We start from the raw sequence: 23,644 nt of genomic DNA, 5'->3' as shown, positions 1-23,644 counted from the left end.
CAAGGCCTACTTGGCGCGATGGGGATAATAAAAGTGACTAAAACGGTTATAAAAACGCTAGCGCCAGCGCTGGTCAGGCGTTAAACAGCAGCGTTTTACCAATTGCGCGTTGAGCATGTCTTTGTGGTGGGTCCGCTCCAGCGCCCCGGCGCGGTCCTGGCCCATCTCAAGCCAGCGCTGGATCAGCCGCTCAACCAGTACGTCGTCATCGACGTCTAGAAATAACGTCCAATCAAATAGCGGGCGCAATTCGCGCCAGGGAGAGCGATTCAGCAGCAAGTAGTTGCCCTCGACGATCACGATGCGCTGCTCAAGAGTGATCAGCCGCCCACCCGCACGTGCGAGATCCAGCGGGCGATCAAAGACCGGCACCGCTACCGGATGGATAGCCTGACGAATGCGTTCAAGGTCGCAGCGCAGCCCCTCCACATCGAAGGTGTGAGGCGCGCCTTTAAGCGGCACCTGCTGCTCGCCCAGCACGGCGTTATCGAAGTGGTAGCCGTCCATGGGCACCAGACCGGCTTGGCCCGGCAAGCGCTGATTAATGGCATCGCAGAGCTGGGCACTGCGATAGGATTTCCCCGCACCCGGCGGCCCTGCCAGCGCTACCAAGTAGCGTGATGCACCGTCAGCGGCGCGAATAATCTGTTGTGCTAAGGCATCAAGATCGGGGGTCATGGCCACCTCAGCTCATCCAATTGCCGCCATCGACATTCAGCGTCTGGGCGACCACGTAATCGCTGTCCTGGCTGGCCAGAAAAACCGCCGCGCCGGTGTGATCTTCCGGCAGGCCCATACGCCCGAAGGGGACCGCTTCGCCTACCAGGCGTTTCTTCTCGCCAAGCGGACGGTTCTCGTAACGGGCAAACATTGCGTCGACCTCTTCCCACATCGGCGTATCCACCACGCCCGGGGCAATGCCATTAACGTTGATACCGTGTTTGATGAGATCCAACCCACTGGATTGAGTGAGGCTGATGACAGCAGCTTTGCTGGCGCAGTAAACGCTTACCAGGGCTTCACCACGGCGACCTGCCTGGGAAGCCATATTGATGATTTTGCCTCCCTGGCCGCGGGCCACCATCGAACGGGCAACCGCCTGCAGGGTAAAAAACATGCCTTTGGTATTGACCGCAAACTGCTTATCAAAGCTTTCCTCTGTGACCTCAAGCACAGGCGCCATGTCGAAGATCGCAGCGTTATTGACCAGAATATCGATACCGCCGAAGCGCTGCGTCACAGCTTCTATCATGGCGTCGATCGAGGTCTGATCGCAGACATTTAGTGCCACCCCCATCACTTTCTCGGCGAACCCCAGCCGCTGCAGTGTCGCAACGGCATCGTCGATGGCGCCACGGTCAATATCGGCCACCACGATATTGGCGCCTTCTGAAAGGTAACGCTGGGCAATGGCCAAGCCGATGCCGCGAGCGCCACCGGTAATCACTGCGGTTTTATCGATCAGTTTCATAGCTATCTCCGATGAGTTGGCACGCCGTTAGCATTTGGCAAGCTGGCGCCATGGGTCTGCCATTCGTCCACCAACGCTGCCAAGCCGTGCATGTGCTCTAAAATGCGCCAGGCACCGGCCTGGGTAAGGCGCGCCGACTGTTCAGCATCCAAGTGGCTGGCGCCGACAAAACCGATCACGCACATGCCTGCGGCATGGGCGGCAGTCACGCCGGCAACGCTATCTTCCACCACCAGGCAGTCCCGCGGCACTTGGCCTAAGTGGGAAGCTGCCAAGCGATAGAGCGCGGGGTCCGGCTTTGGGTGCGCCACCTGATCTGCGGTAAAAATAGGCACCTCACCTAAGGCTTTGGCCAACCCCGTACTTGCCAGTGACGCCAATACGCGACTGCGCCGACTGTTGGAAACCACCGCCTTCTCCAAGCTGATGCCTCGAATCGCCTTATCGGCACCGTCTATGGCTTTAAGCTCCCGTGCCAGACGCGCTTCAATGGCGGTGTCCACCTGCTCTGTGGCGTCGGTTGGCAGCGTGTGGGCACTTAACGCTTCGAGATGATGCAGGATATCCTCAGTGGTCATGCCCAAGGCTTGGCCAAGCTCTTGGTCGATATTTAGATCGGGCAGCCAGCGGCAGAGGTACTCCATCAGCGTGCCTTCAGCGATGGCTTCGCTATCAACCAGCACACCATCACAGTCAAAGATGAGTGTCCTCATGCAGGCTCCTCGGCAGGCGAACCCGGCGCGCGATTATCATGGCGCGTCAGCCCTGCCAGCGGATGCTGCTGCAAGCTCGTCAGCGCCAGACCGCCTGCGTCAAACAGGTGGGCACGCTCAGGGGCGAAACCGAAACGCACGGTATCGTTAACCCGGTAAGCCACGTCGCCATCGGCCATGATGGTAATGAGCTCGTCATCCATCTGAACGTAGAGCGAAGTTTGGCCGCCGAGGCGCTCAAGCACTTTGATCTGCCCACTCAGCGGTCCCTGTTCATCGAGCAACAAGTGTTCGGGACGAACACCCAGCTCAAGGGCGGCGTTGGACGCCAGATGCTGTCCGTCAACGGGCACGCTGCGCTCACCGCCACCGGGCAAGCGAATAGCCACCCCGCCAGGCGTTACGCCGGTCAGCGTTACGGGCAGGAAGTTCATTTTCGGTGAGCCAATAAACCCCGCCACGAAGCGATTGCAGGGGTGATGGTAGAGCGCCATGGGCGAGCCCACCTGCTCGACCACACCGTCGTGGAGCACGACGATTTTATCCGCCATGGTCATCGCTTCGATCTGGTCGTGGGTGACGTAGATCATGGTGGCATCCAGCTCATCGTGCAGACGCGCCAGCTCGATTCGCATCTGCACACGCAGCGCGGCATCCAGGTTGGAGAGCGGCTCATCAAACAAGAAGATGCTGGGGTTACGTACAATCGCACGCCCTATCGCCACCCGCTGACGCTGACCGCCGGAGAGCGCTTTGGGCTTGCGGTCTAACAGCGGCTCTAGCTGCAGAATCTTGGCTGCTTCCAGCACCTTGGCGCGGCGCTCCTCTTTGGGAACCCCCGCCAGGCGCATGCTGAAGCCCATGTTGCCTTCCACCGTCATATGCGGATAAAGCGCGTAGCTCTGAAACACCATGGCGAGGCCGCGGTCCGCTGGGCCAACGTCATTAATACGCTGACCGTCGATCAAAATATCGCCGTCGGTAGCGCTCTCCAGCCCGGCGATCATGCGCATAAGGGTAGATTTACCGCAGCCAGAAGGACCAACAAAAACGACAAATTCTCGGTCATTCACCTCAAGGTCGATACCCTTGATGACCTCGGTGTCGCCGAAACGCTTGGTAATATTGTGTAGTTGTAGTGTTGCCATGAGGAAGATCCTTTACTTGACGGCACCAAAGGTCAGGCCACGCACCATCTGTTTTTGTGTCATCCAACCGAGTATCAAAATCGGCGCAATCGCCATGGTGGAAGCAGCGGACAACTTGGCCCAGAACAGCCCCTCTGGGCTTGAGAATGAGGCAATATAAGCGGTTAACGGCGCTGCATTTGAGGTCGTCAGGTTGAGACTCCAGAACGCCTCGTTCCAACTCAAAATGACCGAGAGCAGGCCCGTTGAGGCGATGCCCGGCAGCGTGAGTGGCAACAGCAGAAAAAACACTTCCTGGAGCGTGGAGGCGCCGTCCATACGCCCTGCTTCAAGAATATCTTTGGGCATATCCTTGAAGAAGGTGTAGAGCATCCACACCACAATCGGCAGGTTCATTAATGTGTAGACGATAATCAGCCCCGTTCGGGTATCCAATAGGCCAACATCGCGAAAGATCAGATAAATCGGCACCAGTACGCCCACTGAGGGCAGCATTTTGGTGGAAAGCATCCATAGCAGCGTACCCTTGGTACGTTTAGTCGGCAAAAAGGCCATGGCGTAGGCGCAGGGAATGGCAATTAACAGCGCGAAGAAGGTAGAGCCAAAGGCGACCGCAACGCTATTAAGCGCAAACCGCGCATAGCCCGAACGCTCGTGGACTGCTTGGTAGCTTTCCAGAGTGGGCGAAAAAATCAGCGTTGGGTCAGCGATCGCCGCCGTTTCCGTTTTAAACCCAGTCAATATCATCCAGAAAATCGGAAAGAAGATGACCAGGGCAACCGACCAGCCCAGCACCGTGATAATGGCCCGTTTGGCCTGTGCTGACCGCCACCCCGTTACCGAGCGTGGTGCAGCTGTTTTGGAACCTAAAGTTGTCATCGAAGTGCTCCCAGGACACAAGTGCCGGTCTAGTCTTCCAAGTTTTTGGCCACCATACGGACCAGGAAGATCGCCACGATATTGGCTAGGATGATCGCTATCACCCCACCGGCGGACGCAGTGCCCACGTCAAAATCGAGTAGCGCACGGATGTAAATCAGATAGGCCAGGTTCGTTGTTGCTAAACCAGGCCCCCCCGACGTCGTCACAAAAATTTCCGCGAAAATAGTCAGCAGGAAGATCATTTCAATCATGATCACCACACTGATCGCGCGCCTTAAATGCGGCAGGGTAATAAAGAAGAAGATGGCGATAGGGCCTGCGCCATCCATGCGGGCGGCTTCGACTTGATCTTCATCCAACGACTGCATCGCCGTCAGAAGAATCAACAGTGCAAAGGGCAGCCACTGCCACGCGACGATGATTACAATCGAGGTCAGCGGTAGCGCAGAAAACCAGTCCAACGCAGGCAGCCCAACGGACTCAAACAGCCATGACAGCACCCCGTTTGAAGGGTGCATCATCATATTTTTCCACACCAGAGCACTAACGGTGGGCATCACAAAAAACGGTGAGATCGCCAGCACACGGGCGATCCCGCGGCCCGCGAACTCCTGTTGGAACAGCACCGCCAGCAGGGTGCCGCCCACCACGGTAATCGCCAGCACCCAACCTACCAGCAGCAGCGTGTTGCCCATGGCAGCCCACAGAGCTGGGTCTGTGAGAAGGTACTCGTAGTTTTCCACCCCGGCAAAGCCGGTCATGTCGGGCATTAGCAGGTTGTAGTACTGGAAGGAGAACCATAGCGTCATGCCTAACGGCACAATCATCCAGAGCAACAGTAGCGTCACGGCTGGTGCTTGAAGTGCAAGCGTTCTCAGCCCGCCAACAGTACGGCCGGAAGCACGGGTTTTATTCATGGGATTACCTGCGAAATACGAGGCTTGATACGAAAACGGCTAGAGAACATCGATAAAGCGCCTGCCCTCACTGTTAGTAACTAAGTGAACAAGCAGGCGCTGGTCTCGTTTATCGTTCGATGTAGCCCGCCCGCTGCATGGTGCGTTCGGTGGCACGCTGGGCACTGTCTAATGCCTGCTCCACCGTGGTGTCACCGGTTAGCGCCGCGGCAATGGTTTGGCCAACCTGGGTGCCTATCGACTGAAACTCCGGGATACCGACGAACTGCACGCCAACATAGGGGTTAGGTTCCAGAGTCGAATCGGTGGGGTCGGCGTCCTGGATAGCTTTTAGCACGAAGTCAGCAAAGGGGGCTGCTTCGGTGTACTGCTCGTTGGCGTAGGTCGACTCACGGGTGCCTGGCGGCACGCTGGTCCAGCCTTGGGTTTCACCGACCAGCTCAATGTACTCTTGCGAAGTGGCCCAGGTAATAAACTCAAGCGCTGCCTCCTGGTTTTCTGAAGAAGCCGGGATCGCTAATGCCCAGGACCACAACCAGTGTGAACCTTTCGGTGTTTCGGCCACGGGTGCTGGAGCAAAGCCTAAGCTATCCGCCACAGCGGATTCATTGCCGTCATACAGTTTGCCCGCTGCGGAGGTGGCATCGACCCACATCGCACAGTTGCCACGGGAGAACAGCGCCAGGTTCTCGTTAAAGCCATTGGAGCTTGCGCCTGGCGGGCCGTAGTCATTGAGCAAGTCGACATAAAACTGGATAGCGTTAACCCACGCCTCAGAGTTGAGCTCGGGATTCCACTCTTCGTCAAACCAGCGGCCACCGTAGGTATTTACTAGGGTGGAAACAAAGGCCATGTTCTCGCCCCAGCCGGGTTTGCCGCGCAGGCAGATACCCGCCAACCCCTCTTCGCTGCCGTGCAGCTCGCCTGCCCACTCGCGTACCTCTTCCCAGGTGGGCTGCTCGCTCATCTCAATGCCCGCTTCTTCGAATAGATCCGTGCGGTAGTACATCATTGAGCTTTCAGCATAAAACGGCAGTGCGTGAAGCGTATCGTCGTAGCTTAAACCATCGCGAACAGAGGCTAGCAGGTCGTCTTCATTGTAGTCGTCGGGCAGGTTATCCAGCGGTGAAAGCCAGCCGCGCTCTGCCCAGATAGGCACTTCGTAAGTACCAATGGTCATGACGTCAAACTGGCCACCACCGGTGGCAATATCAGTCGTCATGCGCTGGCGGAGCACGTTCTCTTCCAGCACCACCCAGTCCAGAGTGATATCGGGGTGCGCTTCTTCAAAGGCATCGGTGAGGCTCTGCATTATCACCATGTCGTTGTTATTAACCGTGGCCACGGTAATTTCAGTTTGCGCCTGGGCGTGGCCTGACATGGCAATGGCGGCCGCTAGCGTTGAGACGGGCAAGTGACGTGCGAGTCGCATAAAGAACTCCTAGTGGGCTGGTATTGGCATTGTTGTCGCCTTGATCTTATTGATCACCTATCGAACAAATGATCGTACGTAAGCCAAAAAAAAGCAAAGCCGATTAACTTAGACTTTACGCTAACTTATCTCTTTTACTGCATGTTGCAGCGCACGCAATTAGAGTGCTTCCACTATCTGGCGGGCGGCCACTTCGTCGGTAACCAACCCTTTCAGCCAGCGGCCGCGCAACGCCGCATGTATCGCCGGGGCTTTATCGCGGCCACCCGCTATCGCCACCATATGGTGCTTTCCAAAGCGCTCAAGGGGAAGACTCGTGACACGACGCGTAATCGAACAGTCGATCACTTCGCCGTCTCGGTTCAGTGGCCAACCCAGTAGTTCACCCACCGCTTTCAGGCCCAGCAGCTCATTCAGCTCGCTTTCACTAATGAAATGATCTTGAAACAGCGTGGCCTGACGATCGATGCGCCCAATGCCAATAAACGCCGCTTCTGACTCCCGTGCCACATCGGCAATTGCCTTAAAAAGACGCTGCGCCAGCATCGCCTCTTTTTCAGCCAGCGATTCAGCGACCACTGGCGCGGGCAGTAAAAAACGCTCACCGCCGGTTTTATCCGCCATTACCATCACCGCGTCATAACGGTTAGCCGAACCATCCCGGGCGACATTACCAACTAGCGATACAAAGCGATGCTGGGGTCGTTCAAGTCGGCTAAGCGCTTCTACCGCTGCCCGCACCGAACGCCCGGTGCCTAGCGAAAGCGTCAACGGCTCGCTGCGTTCAACCAACTGCGCCACCCGCTCAGCGGCTGCCACGGCTAGGTAAGAAGCGGCACTTTCGGCGGCGTGGTTATCGGCAGGAACCACGTCGCAGTAGGTCAAACCAAAGTGATCACGCAACGTGCTGCCCAGCGCCATGCAGTTAGAGATTGGGTGATCAATATGCACTTTAACCAGGCCCTCTTGGCGGGCCAAGGCCAACAAGCGCTGCACGCCTGGCCGTGAAACACCCAACTGGCTGGCGATCTCATCTTGGGTCATTCCCCCCACGTAAGACATCCAGGCGGCTCTGGCCGCCTGGTCCAGCTTTACCTCAAATTTATCCATACAATGGCTCACTTAATGAGTACTGAAACATCATCATACAAAGCTAAGCCCGCGACCAGTAGTCGTCTATCCGCTAACATAGCCTGAGTTCAGCGTTTCACAATGGATAGACTGCTTGGAGAGACAGCATGTATAAACTCGCTTTTTTTGTCCCCATAGAAGATGCCGAAAGCGTTAAGCAGGCGGTGTTTGAAGCCGGTGCTGGCCGGATCGGGGCATACGAAAATGTCTGTTTTCAAACTCGTGGTACGGGGCAGTTCCGCCCAACGGAGGGCGCCCACCCGCATATCGGCTCAGTGGGCAGCTTGGAAAAGGTCGAAGAGTTTAAAGTCGAGCTGCTCTGCGATGAAGCGCATATTCACGGCGCCATCGCGGCCTTGAAGCTTGCTCACCCCTACGAAGAAGTCGCTTATGATGTATGGCAGTTGGCCGATCTGTAAGTGGATTTTTCGACGGGGCATGAATGACTCACGCGCTACCAAAATAGCGTTCGCGGTCTTCTGGGGTCACCATGCTGATATGCAGCGGAAACTCATTGAGGGCGCGATCAGCGTAAAAGTGACGTAGGGTGCGCTCAATGGTGGTGAAAGCCAATTCATCCCAGGGGATTTCATGCTCTTCAAATAGCGCGACTTCCAGGCTCTCCGGCCCGGCACTGAAGCCACCGACTAGCTCGGCACGGAAAATCATATACACCTGATTGATATGCGGCAGGTCAATCAAGGTGTAGAGGTTGGCCAGTTCGACTTCGGCACAGGCCTCTTCACGTGTCTCTCTAGAAGCTGCCTGCTGGGTTGATTCGGCATTTTCCATATAGCCAGCGGGCAGCGTCCAGTAGCCTTTGCGCGGTGAAATCGCCCGCTTACAGAGCAGCACTTTACTACCGCTAACGGGCAGCGTACCGGCCACAATGCGTGGGTTTTGATAGTGAATCGTGCCGCAGGCATCGCACAGGTAGCGCGGGCGGTCATCGCCTTCAGGGACGGCAAAACGTACTTTATCACCACACTGGCTGCAAAAGTTCATCGCGTATTCTCAACGGCTAGTGAATAGAAGCCTCGACGCGCTTGACGTCAACGACCGCTGCTGGGTAAAAGAGAACAAAGTAACGGGATGCCCCATGTTAGAGAAACTGCGTAAACAGCTGCAACAGCTAACCCCTCAACGCTTGGATCACATCGTGATGCCCGAGGCCGCCGTGCTGTTGCCGATTGTCGAACGCCCAGCGCCTACCTTGCTGTTTACCCGCAGGGCCAACCATTTGAGCACTCATAGCGGTCAGGTTGCGTTCCCAGGCGGCAAGCGCGAGCCCTTTGATAGCGACCTTTACGCCACCGCGCTGCGCGAGGCAGAAGAGGAGATTGCCCTCGACCCCGCTCTGGTGCAACCCCTGGGGCGGCTGTCGGACGTTATTTCCCTGCACGGTATTCGCGTTACCCCCTGGGTGGGCATTATTCCGCCGGATTTACCGCTGATTGCCGACCCCGGCGAGCTAGACGCTATTTTTGAAGTGCCGCTAAGTCACTTTCTAGACGATCACCGTACGCATACCGACGTAATTACCGTGGATGGCGTTGCCCACTACGTGCCCAGCTATCATGTGGACGGCCATGTGATTTGGGGGCTTTCGGCGATGATGCTGGTGGAATTGCTGGCGGAAGGCTTTGGCATGCCAATTGATTTATATCAGCGCCCCCAGGGGCCGCTGCGCCACCACCCTGAGCGCAAAAACCGTCTTTCTACATCCTCTACGACCGTTTCCAGTTCGGCGCCATCGAGATCCAACCAATGACTCCCAGTGTTGCTACGTCATCACCTGCGCTTCAGCCCGCGACGCAGGTCGCTCTTGTCGATGCGCTGGTTGAACAGGGCTGGTATGTGGGCCGCGGAGTTATTGACCTGGCACTGTGCGACGCGCTAAATAATGAGCTTCTACACCGGGCGGCCTATAATGGACTGGATGAAGCGGGCATTGGTCGCGGCCAACAGCACCTGCTGCGTAAAGATATCCGCGGTGACGCTATTCATTGGCTCGATCGAGAAAGCGCTGCCCAACGGCGATACTTAGACGCCATGAGCGAGCTACAGCAGGCGCTTAACCACGCGCTGTTTTTGGGCTTATTTGAGTACGAGGCCCACTTTGCCCACTATCCACCGGGGGCTTTTTATCAACGTCACCTGGATAGCTTTCGCGGCCGTGCCAACCGCGTGATATCTACGGTCGGCTATTTGACGCCAGACTGGCCCAGCGACGGTGGCGGTGAGATGGTGATCTACCACCCTGACGACCCCAGCCAAGAGGTCGCCCGGGTGGTACCCGAAGCAGGCACCTTCGCCTGCTTCTTATCTGAAACCATTCCCCACGAAGTGCTACCTACCCGCTGCCCGCGTACTAGCATTGCGGGCTGGTTTCGGAGCAATGCATCACTGGGTGGGGTGCTGGATCCAGCACGCTAGCATTTAGCTAATCGGCACGATCTGGCCATTCGCTCGCTCTAATATTTCACTTACCTGCTCGTAGTTGATGCTGGCAGTGTTTCCACCGTCATGCTGTTCAATTAAACCAACAACGTTTAACAGCGTTTCCATACCAAATGCTTGCTCATCCGTTGCTGTGAAGGCCTGTATGTAACTCTCTTTCCCTTCACCCCAGCCTACTTTGATCGGCGAATCGATAATGTTGACCTGAGTGCCTACCGGCACCCGCCAGAAGACCGACTCGATGTCTTCCGGGTGCATGCGGATACAGCCTCGGCTAGCCCGCATACCAATACCATCGGGCTGGTTGGTGCCATGGATCAGGTAACCGGGAATATCCAGCAAAATAGCGTATTCACCCAAGGGATTATCGGCACCAGGGGGAACCACTGCAGGGGCTGGGTCGCCCCGTTCAGCGGCTTCACGGCGAATAGACTCAGGTGGATACCAGGCAGGGTTTTCAAGCCGCATGGTGGTTTCGGTAATGCCCAGCGGGGTGTTATAAGCATCCCTGCCGATACCAATAGGGTATGTTTCGACCCGCGGCGTCTCGCCCTCGGCTACCTCGGGGTAGTAGTAAAGGCGCAGCTCCGCTACGTTGATCACAATGCCGCTGCGCGCCTCATCGGGAAGAATATACTGCCCAGGGATCGTCACCGCGGTACCTTCTCCCGGTACCCAGAGGCTGGTATCCGGGTTGGCCATACGAATTTCTTCGTAGCCCACGTTGTGCGCCCGGGCAATGTCCAGCAGCGTATCCTCTTCGGTTGCCGTAACGGTATACACTTGGCCCACCATATTGCCCTCTTCAGGCAGCAGAAAATGGCCTTTGGGCAGTTCGCTGCTATCGGCTACAGCGCTTGAGGCTAATAGCCAAGCGCCTAGCGCAACGCTGCTGACGCAGAACTGCTTTAAATACTGCAAAGGGCGAGATGTCATGGTCAGGGATTCTCCTTTTTATGCGACCTCGCTTTTTATCAAACCGTGGACAAAAAGCGAGTCATTTGGAGACGAATATGAACACTGGGCGGGAGCGGGTCAACTCGACAGACTGTCGCACTAGGGCACGGGCCTAGGCCAATGGGCGTGAAACTGAAACGATCGTGTTACCTAAAAGTTTCAATTGAAAGGTTGTATTTTTGAACACAGCAACTAACCTGATAGCTGTCTTAGCGCAGTGAAGCGCAAGATAGCGTCAATTATCCTGATGCATTACATCGCCAGGATAATTAACACACTCAGGAATAATAGTATCGGGGTAGCTATCGTTTATTTTAAACGAAGCCAAAATCGACACTATTGATTTATTCGGGTTGTTACGCGGAGTCGTTAAGCTCAATAAAATCGCAAGGAGCAAGCAAAATGAAAAATATTAAACCCGCTATTCTAGGTACTCTCATGGTTCCAGCCTTTATGTTTGCCGCTGGCAGTGTGAATGCTGAAGAGAATACCACCACCATGGAAGCGACTTACTTAACAGAAGCGCCAGAAAACACTTTCCATGCTGATGCCTTAACTGGCAATCAAGTCAAAAGCAGCGTTGAAGATGACGAAGATATCGGCACCATCACCGATCTAGTAATTGATGAAGACGGTCAAATCAACGCTGTCGTGGTGGGCGTTGGTGGCTTCCTCGGTATGGGCGAGAAAAACGTCGCTATCGAATGGGACTCACTTGAGCTGACAAAAGACGAAGATGGCGAAGACTATGTCATTTCCGTTAATGCGTCAGAAGATGCGCTTGAAGCAGCTGAAGAGTATAACCGCGACAACGATAACGACGAATAAGCGCTCATTAGTTACTAAAAGCCTTGGCAATGGCCAAGGCTTTTTAATGTTTGCCATTAAAAAATATTTAAAAGATTCTAATCAACTCAGGCAGCAAAATGGCTCGCGCACACTGCTTGTACGCAAGCCATCTATGTTAAGAAAACCACCTACTTATGAGCAAACTATAGCCTAAATAAAAATTAGGCTTTCAGTTTGGCCGTCATGCTGATATCCGCATTAAGGACTTTGGAAACAGGGCAATTAGCTTTCGCCGTTTCCGCTGCTTCCTGGAAAGCTGCGTCGTCGGCGCCACTGATGGCAGCGACTACATCCAGATGGATTTTAGAAATATCAAACCCTACATCGCTCTGGGAAAGGGTTACTTTAGCGCTGGTCTCAATAGAATCAGCAGTATAGCCTTTCTCACCTAAAATCATGGAGAGCGCCATGGAGAAGCAGCTGGCGTGTGCTGCACCAATCAGTTCCTCAGGATTAGTGCCTTTTTCATCTTCAAAGCGCTTGCTGAAGGAGTAACTGGCATCTAAAACGCCACTTTCGGTTGAAATGGTGCCTTTGCCATCCTTAAGACCACCTTCCCAACGTGCGCTAGCTGTACGATCCATAACAACTCCTTGTGTGTGCCAATATGCGTAAACATATTGTCAAGTGTAAATGTCTGTGTGGGCCCGGCGACGGTTGCCGCTTGACCACCTCACCAGCGTAGCTGATTTTTTGTTTCTCTGCCGCCCCCGTACTTCCATCGCTTCCATCGACTCTCGTTCAGCCGTAAGCTAGTTAGCTACCTAACTGCGTTACTGTTAAGGACACGCCATGTCATCAGCTGATGCGCTGCGCTTGATTCTGCTCTCTTCCCTGTGGGGCCTTTCGTTTATCTTTATGCGCGTGGCCGCCCCCGAATTCGGGGCGGTACCGTTAGTGTTGGTACGTATGGGAATTGGCGCACTGCTATTGATGCCGCTGTTGATCAGCCTGCATTACCTGCGATTGATCTGGCAGCATAAGGGCCCGCTGCTTTTTTTAGGTATTGTGAATCACGTACTGCCCTTTTCGTTATTGGCACTTGCCACTACGCGACTAGAGGCGGGCTTTACCTCATTAATTAACGCTACCACGCCGATTTTTACTGCACTGATCGGCGCACTGTTTTTCGCTACCGCCATACAGCGCCAGCAGTACTTAGGCCTCGCCCTGGCACTGCTGGGAGTCTATGTGCTCTCAGCGGATCGACTTGATTTCGCCCTGGGCGGTGACGGCTGGTTTATTTTGGCTGTCTTAGGCGCCACTTTTTGCTATGGCATTGCAGGCAACTACTCGAAAACGCGCCTTGGCCATCTGCCCACACGTGTACTCGCCGCAGGCAGCAGTGCCATGTCAGCGTTAGTGCTGCTGATTCCTGGCATTCTATTATGGCCAAGCGAGCCCATTAGCACTCTGGCCTGGGGAAACGCACTGGCACTGGCAGCGCTAAGCACCACCCTGGCCTTCCTGCTCTACTTCGGCTTACTCGCCAGCGCGGGCGCCACCGCCACCTCAACGGTGACGTTCCTGGTGCCGGTGAGCGCGCTAATATGGGGTTATCTACTGCTGGGAGAGACGCTAAACGTTCAGATTATCGCGGGTATGGTCATTACCCTGATCGGCACGGCAATCGCCACTAAACTGCTACGCGTCAAGCGTCGCGAGACGCCGCCGCCAGTCTATCCTTCACACGAATAATGCTGCCTGCGCCTTCGAGCAATGTGGCGTTCTGGCCAAAGTGGGCGCCTTTCAAGGCGGGCTGAGTATTAAGCTCAATCAAGGTTTTTAGCGGCTCAGCAGGAGCTGGTACTGTCGCCGTATACTGATCGATGGTAGTGATTTTGCAGCGCTTACAGGGCTTGCGCAACGCTAGTTGGAAAGCTCCCTTTTGTTCAGAAAGCGTCGCCCAACGGTCTTCAGCCCACGCTTCATCGCTCTCTACCACAATATTGGGCCGGAAACGGTTCATGGGCACTGGCGTGCCCCCTTTTGCCACCAACGCTTGATTAAGTGCGTCCAACGAGCCCGTGGACGTTATCAGAAACGGGTAACCATCGGAAAAGTAGGTATGCGCCGCTCCACCGTCAAGAAAATCCTCTTCGACTGACCGGGTAAATTCAGTCGCAAAACGCACCAAACTCAGCCCTTGGGCCTGTGCGCCCAAGGCAGCGACTAACCAGCGAGAAACATCTTCGCTCTCCGGCAGAGCTTTACAGTGATCATTCCACACGCTGACCAGGCGCAAATTACCGGCGGGTTCTGCCAGCGGTATGTTCATTGGGTCAACGCCAGGGTGAGATAGCACCAAGTACTCATCGGTGAGAGCGACCTCAATGGTGGCGAGCGCAGGGAGTTGTCGCTGGGTAATAAAGCGTTGCTGGGCGTCCACCAACATCCAGCGGCGATCCCAGGCGAGCCCGTGCTCTTGTAGCTCGCTGTGATTAACGCTGATGCCTTTTAGCGACTTTACGGGGTAGATGTTGAGTTGGGTAATCTGCACGGCAGCCTCGCGACAAGTAAAAAGGCTACTTTAGCCACTCACAATGGTGATCGCTACTCAAAAGCATGGCCTATAGCGTCATGCCTGTTTCGATACGGTAGCCTAAATCCACCACTTTCTGGGTCAGTGGCTCACCGCGAATACGCGCTAACAGCTGCCCCGCTGCTGCTTCGCCGATGGCCTGGCGCGGTGTCACCACGCTGGCCAAGCGTGGTGTCATCACATGGCCCACATCGTGGCCATGAAAGCCCGCCAAGGCCATGCGCCCAGGCACCTCAATACCGCGTCGCTGGCATTCAAAGTAAGCGCCTACGGCAACGTCGTCATTGGTACAAAACAGGCCATCCGCTGCTGGGTAGTCGACTAACACCTGCTTGAGTAGGGCTGCTCCCACACTATAAGAAGAGCGTTGGGTGCTTTGCAGCGTCACCGGCGGCAATCCGTGCTCTTCCATGGCACGGCGGTAGCCCAACTCACGCTGCCGGGTACGTTCATCCAAACGAACCGCCAGATAAATCACTTGGCGACGGCCGCGGCGGATCATCTCACTCACCATGTCATAGGCGGCTTGTACGTTGTCGTAGCCCACGGTCTGTTGTAGCGGAGGGCGATGGGTGTCCATGATTTCGACAATCGGGATCCCGGCGGTTTCCAGCATACGCAGGCTACGCGGCGTGTGATCACGGTCAGAAAGGATAACGCCATCGACGTTATAGGAAAGCAATGAAGCTAGGCTGCGCTCTTCAAGCTCAGGGCTATAGCCATAGTGAGAGAGCATTAAATGATAGCCCGCTGGTTCCGTTAACGCCTCAATGCCGACAATGATATCGGCGAACACTTGGTTGGTCAGCGACGGCACCAGCACGCCAATCGAATGACTGGTGGCCCTGGAAAGTAAATCGGGCGCACGGTTGGGAATATAGCCAATCTGTTCGGCAATCGAGAAAATGCGCTCACGAAGCCCTTCCGAAACCGTTTCAGGTTCACGCAGGCAGCGGCTTACCGTCATTTTGGTAGCCCCTACGTGGTCGGCAATGTCCTGTAGGGTGGGGCGTTTTTTCTTCAAAGGGGTAACTGCCTTATGCAGTGGGGGAGCATTGAGGCCGCCCCTTCAATCAGCGGCCTCAATACCTATTAACTCTTTTGCCTAGTGAGCGTTAGCCTAGTGTGCGTTAGCTTAGTGTGCGGCTGGGTAGCGGCAGCGTGGCAGCAAATTGATCGACGATTTGCATGGGCGACAGGGCAATGGAGGCGTTAAACGCCTCCTCTTCATCAGGCGGTTCTAAATCAGCCAATTGACTGGCCAACATGGTATCGCCTTTGAAGAAGTGCCCTGCTCGGGTTTCTAGCCGCTCAAGCAGCAGCTCTTGCGTGCCCTCTAAGTAGAGAATCTGCAGCGCTGAGTCGCCTTGGCGCAGCCGGTCACGGTAGCGCCTTTTCAACCCTGAGCAGGCAATCACCAACGACGCATCTCTGGCCCGATACTCGGCGAATAGCGCTGCCAACGTATCGAGCCACTCGCTCCGGTCATCGTCATTGAGCGGTGTGCCGCTGGCCATTTTGGCTACATTGGCGGGCGAATGGTAATCGTCGCCATCAATGAACGTCGCCCCTACGGTTTGGGCCAACTGGCGGCCAATGTGCGACTTCCCAGAGCCAGACACACCCATCACTAAAATACGATGCGAGAGGGTCTTCACAGAAGCTCTCCTATTCATTACCAAGAACCTCAGTTGCCGCGCACAGCGGTAAGATCAGGCAGCCAGGTAACGATACCCGGGAAGGCGATCAGGATCACCAGCACGACGAGGAGCGCTACGTAGTAAGGTAGCATCGCTTTGACCAAAGACTCCATGGAGACTTTGCCCACACCACAACCGACGTAAAGGCAGGTGCCAACCGGCGGGGTTAGCAGCCCGATGCCCAATACAAAGGCCATTAGTACGCCAAAGTAAGCCGCATCAACGCCCACCGAGGTGACAATAGGCGCTAGCATCGGCGCCATGATGACCATGGCCGGAGTCAAGTCCATGACAAAGCCCACCAACAACAGCAACGTTGCCACAATCAGCAGTAACAGGAACGGGTCTTGGGTAATCGCCTGCACTTGGCTGACCAGGGTTTGCGGCACCATATTAATGGTTAGGAACCAAGCAATCACCGTCGCAAACGCTAGCAGCATCATCACCATACCGGTCAAACGAGCAGTACGAATCAGCATACCGCCGAGCTCTTTGAGCTTGAACTCACGGTAAACCACCAGCGAAATAGCCAGCGCATAAAGCAATGCCGCTACGGCCGCTTCGGTTGCGGTAAATACACCTCCAATAATACCGCCAATTACGATGACCGGGAGTACCAGCGCAAGCCAGGCATCTTTGAAGGCTTTCCAGAGGCGATCCCAGCGGAACTGCTGCACACCGCCGCCATCCTTTTTAGCAAGAATATAGGTGGTCACCATCAGCGCAAAGCCAATCAACAGACCCGGAATGATACCGGCGATAAACAGGCGGCTAATCGAGGTTTCAGTGACGATGCCGTACAGAATCAGCGGGATGGAGGGCGGAATAATGATCCCGATCACCGAGGACACGGTGTTGATCGCGGTAGCATTAGCCGCGGTGTAGCCCTGCTCTTTCATGGAGGGAATCATCATCGCGCCGGTAGCAGCCGTATCGGCCACCGCTGACCCACTGATGCCACCAAAGAACATCGAACCGGTAATGGCAACCTGCCCTAGCCCGCCGCGCATAAAGCCGACCAAAGCGCCAGCCAGCTCCATCAAGCGACGAGCGATACCGCCATTGCTCATCACCTCACCGACTAAAATAAAGAACGGGATAGCGAGCAGCGGGAAGCTGTTTACACCACGAATCGACTGCTCGATCATGATCGACAGCGGAATATCAGATAGCACCGCCATGACCAGCGCCGCCACGCCCAAGCCAAAGGCAATAGGTAACCCAATAACGATAGAGGCCAATAAAATAGCCAGAAAAATCCATAGCATGATTAGCGCTCCCGCTCAGGATGGCGAATAACGTTTAGGCTGACCCACATCCGCCAACTCGATACCACCGCAATAAAGATGACGCACAACACCAGCGAAAGGCTAATGAAGCTCAATGGCACATCCATAATCGCTGAGCGCCCGCTTGAACGCGACAGCACTTGGTAGCCACCCCAAATCATGACCACCATGAGGGCGGTGATAATCAGGTGCTGCAGCAAATAGAGCATGTGCGCCAAGCGCAGCGGCAAGCGCCGCACCAAAGCATCAACGGCAATGTGCTCGTAACGGGAAAATGCTGCAGCGGCACCGATAAATACCAGCCATATAAACAGCATACGAGCCAACTCATCTGCCCAGGGCAGGGAGTAATTAAACAGCGCACGCCCCACCACGTTGCATGAAACGGACACGATCAACGCCACTAAAATGGCGCCGATCAGATACTCCATGCCTAAGGTCAGCCAGCGGAACACTACTGGGCCTTGGCGGGTATCGGTATCGATTTCCAGCAACTTGCGATTTGGGTCGTCCAGATACACCGAGGGATCTTCAATCGGCGTAGGAGTATTAGGGGGTGTAGAGGAGAGTGACATAGGAGCTCCAGGGGCACTGACACGTTGGGCAGGCTCGATGGCCTGCCCAACGGTGCGCTAAACGTAAGGTTTAGTTGCTGCTCTCTTCAACGATCTTCTGAATGTCCGCGATCAGGTCTTCACCAATGCGCGGCGCCCACTCTTCATAAACCGGCTGAGTGGCTTCTTGGAAAGCGGCTAACTGCTCATCGTCCAAGCGGGTAATTTCCATACCACGCTCTGCCAACTGATCACGTGACCAGTCATCGTACTCAGCTGACAGCTGAATTTCATAGTCGGCTGACTGACGCGCTGCTTCCAGTACCAGTTCCTGATATTCGGGTGCCATGCGCTCCCAAGTACGCTCAGAAAGCATCATGATAAAGGGAGTATAGACGTGGCGTGTTTCGGTGCCATAATCCTGTACTTCATTAAAATTCGAGGTCAGGATGGTGCTCCAAGGGTTTTCCTGGCCATCTACCACGCCCTGCTCCATCGCCGAGAAAAGCTCACCAAAAGCCATCGGCGTTGGGTTAGCGCCTAAGGCTTCCCAAATCGCTAGATGCACCGGGTTTTCCATGGTGCGAACGCTTAAACCGCGCACATCAAGACCTGCTACGTCGTCAGGACTTGCCACCGGGCGAGCACTGTTAGAGAGCTGGCGATAGCCATTCTCAGAGAACGCAAGTGCTTTCAGGCCGGTACCATCAAAGGCGTCCAGCATGCCTTGGGCCACATCGCTCTGCATAACGGCTACCGCGGCTTCACGGCTAGGCAGCAGGAACGGCAGGTCAAAAGCGGCAAGCTGTTCAACGTAGCCAGTAGTGGCGGAGCTAGACGGGTAAGTCATATCCAGCGTGCCGGTTTGCAGCATTTCCAACATCTGAACGTCGTCACCTAACTGGCTGTTAGGGAAAACGTTAACCTTAATGCGACCGTCGGTACGCTGCTCCAAAATCTCACCAAAATATTGGCTAGACAAGAACTGTGGCGAGCTTTCCGCAAGGCCGATGCCCATACGTAGTGTATGCGAGCCATGATCGCCGACTACCTCGCCCTCGATCTCAGGCGGATCAGAGAGTTCTGGGCTTTGAGCATGCGCCATACCAAACGTCAGTGTGGTCGCACCGACCAGGGTTAGCGTGCTGCGCCAAATAGTTGTCATCGCGTGATCTCCAAATATTCGTTGTTGTTAACGGTGAATGGGTAAGAATTGAGTTGTTACTGGCTAATTTAATGAGCACCAAATTGTTACCGGTAACATTAATGATGCGAAGGCTAGCTAGCTGCCAAGTGCGTGTCAAAACAAAACTGCCAACTTACGACCAACGTCTAGGGATAGCCACTTACTGCTTCGCGCGCTACATTACCCTACATATTTCGGATCGGAACCCATACTTGTGCAACCATCTTGTAGCGAACTAGAACTTGATCATCAGCTCTGCTTTGCGCTCTATTCAACTTCGTTAATGATGACCAAGGTGTATAAACCTCTGCTCAAAGAGTTGGGGCTTACTTACCCGCAATACCTTGCCATGCTTGTTTTATGGCAAAACGATGGCATTACCGTTGGCACGATGAGTAAGCGCCTACTCACTGATCCTGGTTCGCTTACGCCGCTCCTTAAGCGCCTGGAAGCCGACCACTTGTTGAATCGCAAACGCAGTCATCATGATGAGCGTGTAGTAGAGCTTTACCTTACCGATAAAGGTAAGGAGCTGCGTGAACAGGCTTACCACATCCCTAGCTGCGTGGTGCATGCGAGCGAACAATCAATCGAAGCATTGACCACGCTAAAAGAAGATCTGGTGCGACTGCGCGATAGCTTACAAAAAAGTCAGTAGCCCTTTGCCTTTGGCGTCATTCGATTTTCGTCTTTGGCAAAGTGCAACCAAATTAATTCGCCATTTATCTTGCGCACAAAATAAAGCTGCACTAAATTAAAAGCGTAGGTTCATAATTAATAACGCTGACAGGAGAATCAATATGACGACCACTATCGAAAACGTTGTTTATCGTGCCCACGCAACCGCTACTGGCGGCCGTGAAGGCCATGCCAAATCTTCTGATGGCGCACTCGATGTCAAACTCAGCACGCCGAAAGAGTTAGGCGGTGCTGGCGGTGATGGCACTAACCCCGAACAGCTTTTCGCAGCAGGCTACTCTGCCTGCTTTCTAGGCGCACTGAAGCACGTGGCGAGCCAGGAAAAAGTAAAACTGCCCCAAGAAACCAAAATTGATGGGCATGTAGGTATTGGCGCCATCCCAACCGGCTTTGGCATTGAAGTTGAGCTAAAAATCAGCCTTCCAGGCCTAGAGCAGGAAGTCGCTCAGCAGTTGGTCGATAAAGCCCATATCGTATGCCCCTACTCAAACGCCACCCGTGGCAACATCAATGTCACTCTGACGTTGGTCTAAGCGTCGTTATTCATTTAAGTCATCATGTTAGTGCCCACACCACCGCTCTCTCCACATGCAGAGCGGTGGTGTCATAAAGCGGCACCGCGGTATCTTGCTGGCTTACCAGCATGGCAATTTCAGTACAGCCTAAAATCACCGCCTGGGCGCCATGAGCATGCAGAGAATCAATGATTGCTAAGTAGCGTTGCCGCGATGCAGCTTCTACACGGCCCTGGCAAAGTTCATCAAAGATCACCCGATGGATAGTGTCGCGCTCAGACTGATCGGGCACCACGACCTCAATACCGAACTGCTTTAAGCGGCCGATATAAAAGTCCTGCTCCATGGTAAAGCGCGTACCCAATAGGCCGACGCGCGTGATACCGTCGGCGGTGAGCTGCTCAGCCGTAGCATCGGCAATATGCAGCAGCGGAATGGTAATCGCCTGCTCAATAGCGGGCGCCACCTTATGCATGGTGTTGGTGGCAATCAACAGGCAGTCTGCGCCCGCTCGCTCGACGCTTTGGGCAGCGTTGGCCAGCAGTTCGCCAGCGGTCTGCCAATCGCCCTGCTGCTGTAATGCTTCAATCTCGGCAAAATCGACGCTAACCATCACGATCTTAGCCGAATGAAAACCACCTAGCGCCGCTTTTACGCCCTCGTTTAGGGCTCGGTAGTAGCCTTGGGTCGACTCCCAGCTCATACCACCTAGCACACCAATGATACGCATCCGCCACCTCAATTTAGGAAAATGGACTACTTTATTAACAGGCTAATCACCAGCCAAATCTAGTAGCCGCTTTGACACCGATAAAATATTTATAGCGAGGAAACGAATGAGCGACAACACCTATACTCCCCCGAGCGTTTGGAAATGGGAACCTGGCAACGGCGGTAAGTTTGCCAATATCAATCGCCCAATTGCTGGCCCTACTCATGACAAGGCCCTGCCGGTGGGCAAACATCCTCTTCAGCTTTACTCCCTCGCCACACCCAACGGTGTCAAAGTCACCGTGATGCTGGAAGAGTTGCTGGAGAAAGGCATAACGGGCGCCGAATACGACGCTTACCTGATTCAAATTGGCGAAGGCGATCAGTTCAGCAGCGGCTTTGTCGAGGTGAACCCCAACTCTAAAATTCCCGCACTGATGGATCACTCGACCACTCCACCCCAGCGGGTATTTGAGTCGGGGGCGATTCTGCTCTATCTGGCTGAGAAGTTTGACGCTTTCCTACCCCATGACCCCGCGAAACGGACCGAATGCCTCTCTTGGCTATTTTGGCAAATGGGCAGCGCGCCAATGTTAGGCGGCGGTTTTGGTCATTTCTATGCCTACGCACCTGAAAAGTACCAGTACCCGATTGACCGCTACACCATGGAAGTGAAGCGTCAGCTTGATGTACTTGATCGCCATTTGGCGGATAACCGCTTTATGGCAGGCGATGAGTACACCATTGCCGATATGGCGATTCATCCATGGTATGGCGCGCTAGTGAAAAACCGCGTTTACGAAGCGGCGGAGTTTTTGGAGGCACACACCTACAAAAACGTTCTACGCTGGACCGAAGAGCTCGATGAGCGCCCCGCCGTTAAACGCGGGCGCATGGTAAATCGCACCTGGGGCGAACCTCACGAGCAGCTGCACGAACGTCATGATGCCAGCGACTTTGAGCTTCGTACTCAAGATAAACTGGCTGATAACGAGTAATTAACCGCTAAGAAAGAGCCTACGCTTGATCTCTCAGCGTAGGCTCTTGGTCGCTTTCAACTCAAAGGCTAAGATTATTCAACCCGTGAGTTATTCAAGGCGTAATTCCATACCCGGTAGAAGTAGAAAATATATCCCAGCCCAAAGGTGACCAGCGAAATCAACATCCAGAGGATAATGTGGCCGATGTTGCTGAACAGGTTGATATCGCAAACCATTTTTCGCTCTACCCCAGCAGCATCCACTACCGAAGTACGGTTAATAACAAACCGCGAAAACGAATAAGGGAAGAAAAATAGCGCTATACCAAAAGTAACGATACTGAGTACCACCCAAATAATCAGATGGCCAATAATATCAAGAATGGAAAGATCTGCTTTGATATTCACTTTGCGTCCTTAAAATTAACAGTGGCGAAGAATACCACTGCCAGGCACAAACGTGAACGTAAAAATTAATTTAACTTAGAAAAATGAGTTTTGCATGGGCTTCACCGGGGGCCACGAACACCCTCTAAACTCGAATGACTGCTCTCTGCATGACGCTTAACAACGCTTAGTGAGCCATCTGTTTCTATAACAACGGCCTCTACGTCGGCTACATCACTAAGCCCACTACTACGGATAGCGGAAAGCACTTCGTCTTGGGTTACCCGCGCTTTTCGCAGTGAAGTTAATAGAAACTCACCCTGATAGAGCAGCATCAGTGGCTCACCGGTCACTAATCGACGTACCCATCGAAACCGCACACTGGTCCACGTAATTATAAATTGAAGTGAAATCAGCAGCGCTAACGCGACAGCTCCATCCGCCAATACCACATTTTTAGACAGCAGTACGGTCGCCAGCGTGGAACCCAGTGCCACCGTGACAATTAAATCGAAGGCGTTCATTTTCGACAGCGTGCGGTTGCCTGAAAGGCGTAAGAAGAGAATCAGCGTGGCGTACGCCAATAATCCGATAATCAGAATACGTAACACGCTGCCCCAGCCATTAAAAAATACCATTTCCATATGCGCTTTATCCTTGGTCACTTAGCGATAGGCAAAGAGTTTGCTTGCCGCCCTGCTTAGGCTAACAGCTCCGAGCCTATTGTGTACGCTAGAAAGATATTTAGAGTTGGCTCTCCCACCACTTGGCATAGGAACTGTTATGGGGCGCAAAGCCGCCTTCATCAGGGGCATTATCATCCCACCACACCGGGCCACGCTCACCTAATGCTTCTTTAGCAGCCTGAACCGCGTCACGGGCTTGACGAAGCGCGTCGTCATCACCGTGCTGCTGGGCCGTTCTGACGGCTCGACGTGCTTTCATCAACTCTTTGATATGAGTGCGCTTTTGCTCTTCATCTAAGCGCGGATCAGTGCAGCGCCACAGGCGATTTTTGGCCACAAAGTAGCGCCCATCAGGGGTATGGGGATATTGTTTGGCCATGAATTGTTTCCTCCCACCTACACACTTTCCTTCTGAAAGGCGCCCAAAGCTTAACTA

Annotated in this window: 29 protein-coding genes; 8 read left to right on the top strand and 21 right to left on the bottom strand. The window is 54.3% G+C overall.

Translation table 11 applies throughout. The features are described from left to right. Positions 1-57 precede the first annotated feature (57 nt). The 8 genes from HZS80_RS04015 to HZS80_RS03980 form a co-directional block, all read right to left on the bottom strand. Positions 58-678: a nucleoside/nucleotide kinase family protein gene (locus tag HZS80_RS04015; RefSeq protein WP_179915241.1), complete on the bottom strand. Its 621-nt coding sequence runs from the start codon at positions 676-678 to the stop codon at positions 58-60. A gap of 7 nt (positions 679-685) precedes the next feature. After that, positions 686-1,471, bottom strand: coding sequence for an L-iditol 2-dehydrogenase (locus HZS80_RS04010; RefSeq protein ID WP_035559590.1), 786 nt, complete (start codon positions 1,469-1,471; stop codon positions 686-688). Positions 1,472-1,473: 2 nt separating this feature from the next. Next, the gene (locus HZS80_RS04005) at positions 1,474-2,184 is read right to left on the bottom strand and encodes an HAD family hydrolase (protein ID WP_035559587.1); all 711 of its coding nucleotides are present in this window, start codon (positions 2,182-2,184) and stop codon (positions 1,474-1,476) included. Beyond that, complete coding sequence (locus tag HZS80_RS04000) at positions 2,181-3,332, bottom strand: ABC transporter ATP-binding protein (RefSeq protein WP_035559584.1); 1,152 nt, start codon at positions 3,330-3,332, stop codon at positions 2,181-2,183. The genes HZS80_RS04005 and HZS80_RS04000 overlap by 4 nt, the downstream gene beginning before the upstream one ends. A gap of 12 nt (positions 3,333-3,344) precedes the next feature. Further along, positions 3,345-4,211 (bottom strand): carbohydrate ABC transporter permease, encoded by an 867-nt coding sequence (locus HZS80_RS03995; protein ID WP_035559581.1) that lies wholly within the window; start codon positions 4,209-4,211, stop codon positions 3,345-3,347. Positions 4,212-4,240: 29 nt separating this feature from the next. After that, positions 4,241-5,131 carry a carbohydrate ABC transporter permease gene (locus HZS80_RS03990; RefSeq protein WP_035559578.1) on the bottom strand — a complete coding sequence of 297 codons (891 nt, stop codon included), beginning with the start codon at positions 5,129-5,131 and terminating at the stop codon, positions 4,241-4,243. 109 nt (positions 5,132-5,240) lie between these two features. Beyond that, on the bottom strand, positions 5,241-6,563 hold the full coding sequence (locus HZS80_RS03985) for an ABC transporter substrate-binding protein (protein ID WP_035559575.1): 1,323 nt from the start codon (positions 6,561-6,563) through the stop codon (positions 5,241-5,243). Between the two features lie 159 nt (positions 6,564-6,722). After that, positions 6,723-7,673 (bottom strand): sugar-binding transcriptional regulator, encoded by a 951-nt coding sequence (locus HZS80_RS03980; RefSeq protein ID WP_035559572.1) that lies wholly within the window; start codon positions 7,671-7,673, stop codon positions 6,723-6,725. Positions 7,674-7,801: 128 nt separating this feature from the next. Between HZS80_RS03980 and HZS80_RS03975 the strand changes: the two genes are divergently transcribed. After that, a complete protein-coding gene (locus HZS80_RS03975; protein WP_035559567.1) occupies positions 7,802-8,113 on the top strand; it encodes a YqfO family protein in 312 nt (103 codons plus the stop codon). Positions 8,114-8,141: 28 nt separating this feature from the next. Here the strand turns inward: HZS80_RS03975 and HZS80_RS03970 are convergent, their stop codons facing one another. Next, a complete protein-coding gene (locus HZS80_RS03970; RefSeq protein ID WP_035559562.1) occupies positions 8,142-8,699 on the bottom strand; it encodes an NUDIX hydrolase in 558 nt (185 codons plus the stop codon). A gap of 94 nt (positions 8,700-8,793) precedes the next feature. Here HZS80_RS03970 and HZS80_RS03965 point away from each other — a divergent pair, with 94 nt between their 5' ends. Together HZS80_RS03965 and HZS80_RS03960 are read left to right on the top strand one after the other, a co-directional pair. After that, positions 8,794-9,465 carry a CoA pyrophosphatase gene (locus tag HZS80_RS03965; RefSeq protein ID WP_179915240.1) on the top strand — a complete coding sequence of 224 codons (672 nt, stop codon included), beginning with the start codon at positions 8,794-8,796 and terminating at the stop codon, positions 9,463-9,465. Then, a complete protein-coding gene (locus HZS80_RS03960) occupies positions 9,462-10,130 on the top strand; it encodes a 2OG-Fe(II) oxygenase (protein ID WP_035559555.1) in 669 nt (222 codons plus the stop codon). Before HZS80_RS03965 ends, HZS80_RS03960 begins: the two co-directional genes overlap by 4 nt. 3 nt (positions 10,131-10,133) lie before the next feature. On the opposite strand, the gene HZS80_RS03955 is transcribed toward HZS80_RS03960, so the two are convergent. Continuing rightward, the gene (locus HZS80_RS03955) at positions 10,134-11,090 is read right to left on the bottom strand and encodes a L,D-transpeptidase family protein (RefSeq protein ID WP_035559552.1); all 957 of its coding nucleotides are present in this window, start codon (positions 11,088-11,090) and stop codon (positions 10,134-10,136) included. A gap of 423 nt (positions 11,091-11,513) precedes the next feature. Here HZS80_RS03955 and HZS80_RS03950 point away from each other — a divergent pair, with 423 nt between their 5' ends. Continuing rightward, the gene (locus tag HZS80_RS03950) at positions 11,514-11,939 is read left to right on the top strand and encodes a PRC-barrel domain-containing protein (protein ID WP_035559548.1); all 426 of its coding nucleotides are present in this window, start codon (positions 11,514-11,516) and stop codon (positions 11,937-11,939) included. Between the two features lie 182 nt (positions 11,940-12,121). Here HZS80_RS03950 and HZS80_RS03945 read toward each other — a convergent pair whose 3' ends face one another. Next, positions 12,122-12,544: an OsmC family protein gene (locus tag HZS80_RS03945; RefSeq protein WP_035559544.1), complete on the bottom strand. Its 423-nt coding sequence runs from the start codon at positions 12,542-12,544 to the stop codon at positions 12,122-12,124. A gap of 208 nt (positions 12,545-12,752) precedes the next feature. Here HZS80_RS03945 and HZS80_RS03940 point away from each other — a divergent pair, with 208 nt between their 5' ends. Next, positions 12,753-13,658 carry a DMT family transporter gene (locus HZS80_RS03940; protein WP_035559540.1) on the top strand — a complete coding sequence of 302 codons (906 nt, stop codon included), beginning with the start codon at positions 12,753-12,755 and terminating at the stop codon, positions 13,656-13,658. Here the strand turns inward: HZS80_RS03940 and HZS80_RS03935 are convergent. The 6 genes from HZS80_RS03935 to HZS80_RS03910 all read right to left on the bottom strand — a co-directional run bounded on the left by HZS80_RS03935 (position 13,612) and on the right by HZS80_RS03910 (position 19,210). Continuing rightward, on the bottom strand, positions 13,612-14,460 hold the full coding sequence (locus HZS80_RS03935; protein ID WP_035559537.1) for an MOSC domain-containing protein: 849 nt from the start codon (positions 14,458-14,460) through the stop codon (positions 13,612-13,614). The two genes, HZS80_RS03940 and HZS80_RS03935, sit on opposite strands and share 47 nt — an antisense overlap. Positions 14,461-14,530: 70 nt before the next feature. Then, the gene (gene gntR / locus HZS80_RS03930) at positions 14,531-15,526 is read right to left on the bottom strand and encodes a gluconate operon transcriptional repressor GntR (RefSeq protein ID WP_035559532.1); all 996 of its coding nucleotides are present in this window, start codon (positions 15,524-15,526) and stop codon (positions 14,531-14,533) included. Positions 15,527-15,632: 106 nt separating this feature from the next. Beyond that, on the bottom strand, positions 15,633-16,160 hold the full coding sequence (locus HZS80_RS03925) for a gluconokinase (RefSeq protein ID WP_035559529.1): 528 nt from the start codon (positions 16,158-16,160) through the stop codon (positions 15,633-15,635). Between the two features lie 29 nt (positions 16,161-16,189). After that, positions 16,190-17,470, bottom strand: coding sequence for a TRAP transporter large permease (locus tag HZS80_RS03920; protein WP_035559525.1), 1,281 nt, complete (start codon positions 17,468-17,470; stop codon positions 16,190-16,192). A gap of 2 nt (positions 17,471-17,472) precedes the next feature. Then, positions 17,473-18,066, bottom strand: a complete 594-nt coding sequence (locus tag HZS80_RS03915; protein ID WP_035559522.1) for a TRAP transporter small permease — start codon at positions 18,064-18,066, stop codon at positions 17,473-17,475. A gap of 70 nt (positions 18,067-18,136) precedes the next feature. Further along, positions 18,137-19,210, bottom strand: a complete 1,074-nt coding sequence (locus tag HZS80_RS03910) for a TRAP transporter substrate-binding protein (RefSeq protein ID WP_035559519.1) — start codon at positions 19,208-19,210, stop codon at positions 18,137-18,139. A gap of 307 nt (positions 19,211-19,517) precedes the next feature. Between HZS80_RS03910 and HZS80_RS03905 the strand changes: the two genes are divergently transcribed. Beyond that, positions 19,518-19,889, top strand: a complete 372-nt coding sequence (locus HZS80_RS03905) for a MarR family winged helix-turn-helix transcriptional regulator (protein ID WP_340162610.1) — start codon at positions 19,518-19,520, stop codon at positions 19,887-19,889. A gap of 142 nt (positions 19,890-20,031) precedes the next feature. Next, a complete protein-coding gene (locus HZS80_RS03900) occupies positions 20,032-20,463 on the top strand; it encodes an organic hydroperoxide resistance protein (RefSeq protein ID WP_035559514.1) in 432 nt (143 codons plus the stop codon). Positions 20,464-20,485: 22 nt separating this feature from the next. Here the strand turns inward: HZS80_RS03900 and HZS80_RS03895 are convergent, their stop codons facing one another. Then, positions 20,486-21,175: an aspartate/glutamate racemase family protein gene (locus HZS80_RS03895; protein ID WP_035559510.1), complete on the bottom strand. Its 690-nt coding sequence runs from the start codon at positions 21,173-21,175 to the stop codon at positions 20,486-20,488. Between the two features lie 106 nt (positions 21,176-21,281). On the opposite strand from HZS80_RS03895, the gene yghU reads away from it, so the two are divergent. After that, positions 21,282-22,154 carry a glutathione-dependent disulfide-bond oxidoreductase gene (gene yghU / locus HZS80_RS03890; protein WP_035559507.1) on the top strand — a complete coding sequence of 291 codons (873 nt, stop codon included), beginning with the start codon at positions 21,282-21,284 and terminating at the stop codon, positions 22,152-22,154. 74 nt (positions 22,155-22,228) lie between these two features. Here the strand turns inward: yghU and HZS80_RS03885 are convergent, their stop codons facing one another. From HZS80_RS03885 to HZS80_RS03875, 3 genes are all read right to left on the bottom strand, one after another. Beyond that, positions 22,229-22,543: a DUF6693 family protein gene (locus HZS80_RS03885; protein WP_035559504.1), complete on the bottom strand. Its 315-nt coding sequence runs from the start codon at positions 22,541-22,543 to the stop codon at positions 22,229-22,231. A gap of 101 nt (positions 22,544-22,644) precedes the next feature. Further along, positions 22,645-23,166, bottom strand: coding sequence for a DUF421 domain-containing protein (locus HZS80_RS03880; RefSeq protein ID WP_035559501.1), 522 nt, complete (start codon positions 23,164-23,166; stop codon positions 22,645-22,647). 100 nt (positions 23,167-23,266) lie between these two features. Next, on the bottom strand, positions 23,267-23,587 hold the full coding sequence (locus HZS80_RS03875) for a hypothetical protein (RefSeq protein WP_035559498.1): 321 nt from the start codon (positions 23,585-23,587) through the stop codon (positions 23,267-23,269). Positions 23,588-23,644: the final 57 nt, after the last annotated feature.

This window comes from Vreelandella glaciei, assembly GCF_013415125.1.
Lineage (GTDB): Bacteria > Pseudomonadota > Gammaproteobacteria > Pseudomonadales > Halomonadaceae > Vreelandella > Vreelandella glaciei.
This window is presented reverse-complemented; position numbering and strand designations above follow the sequence as displayed.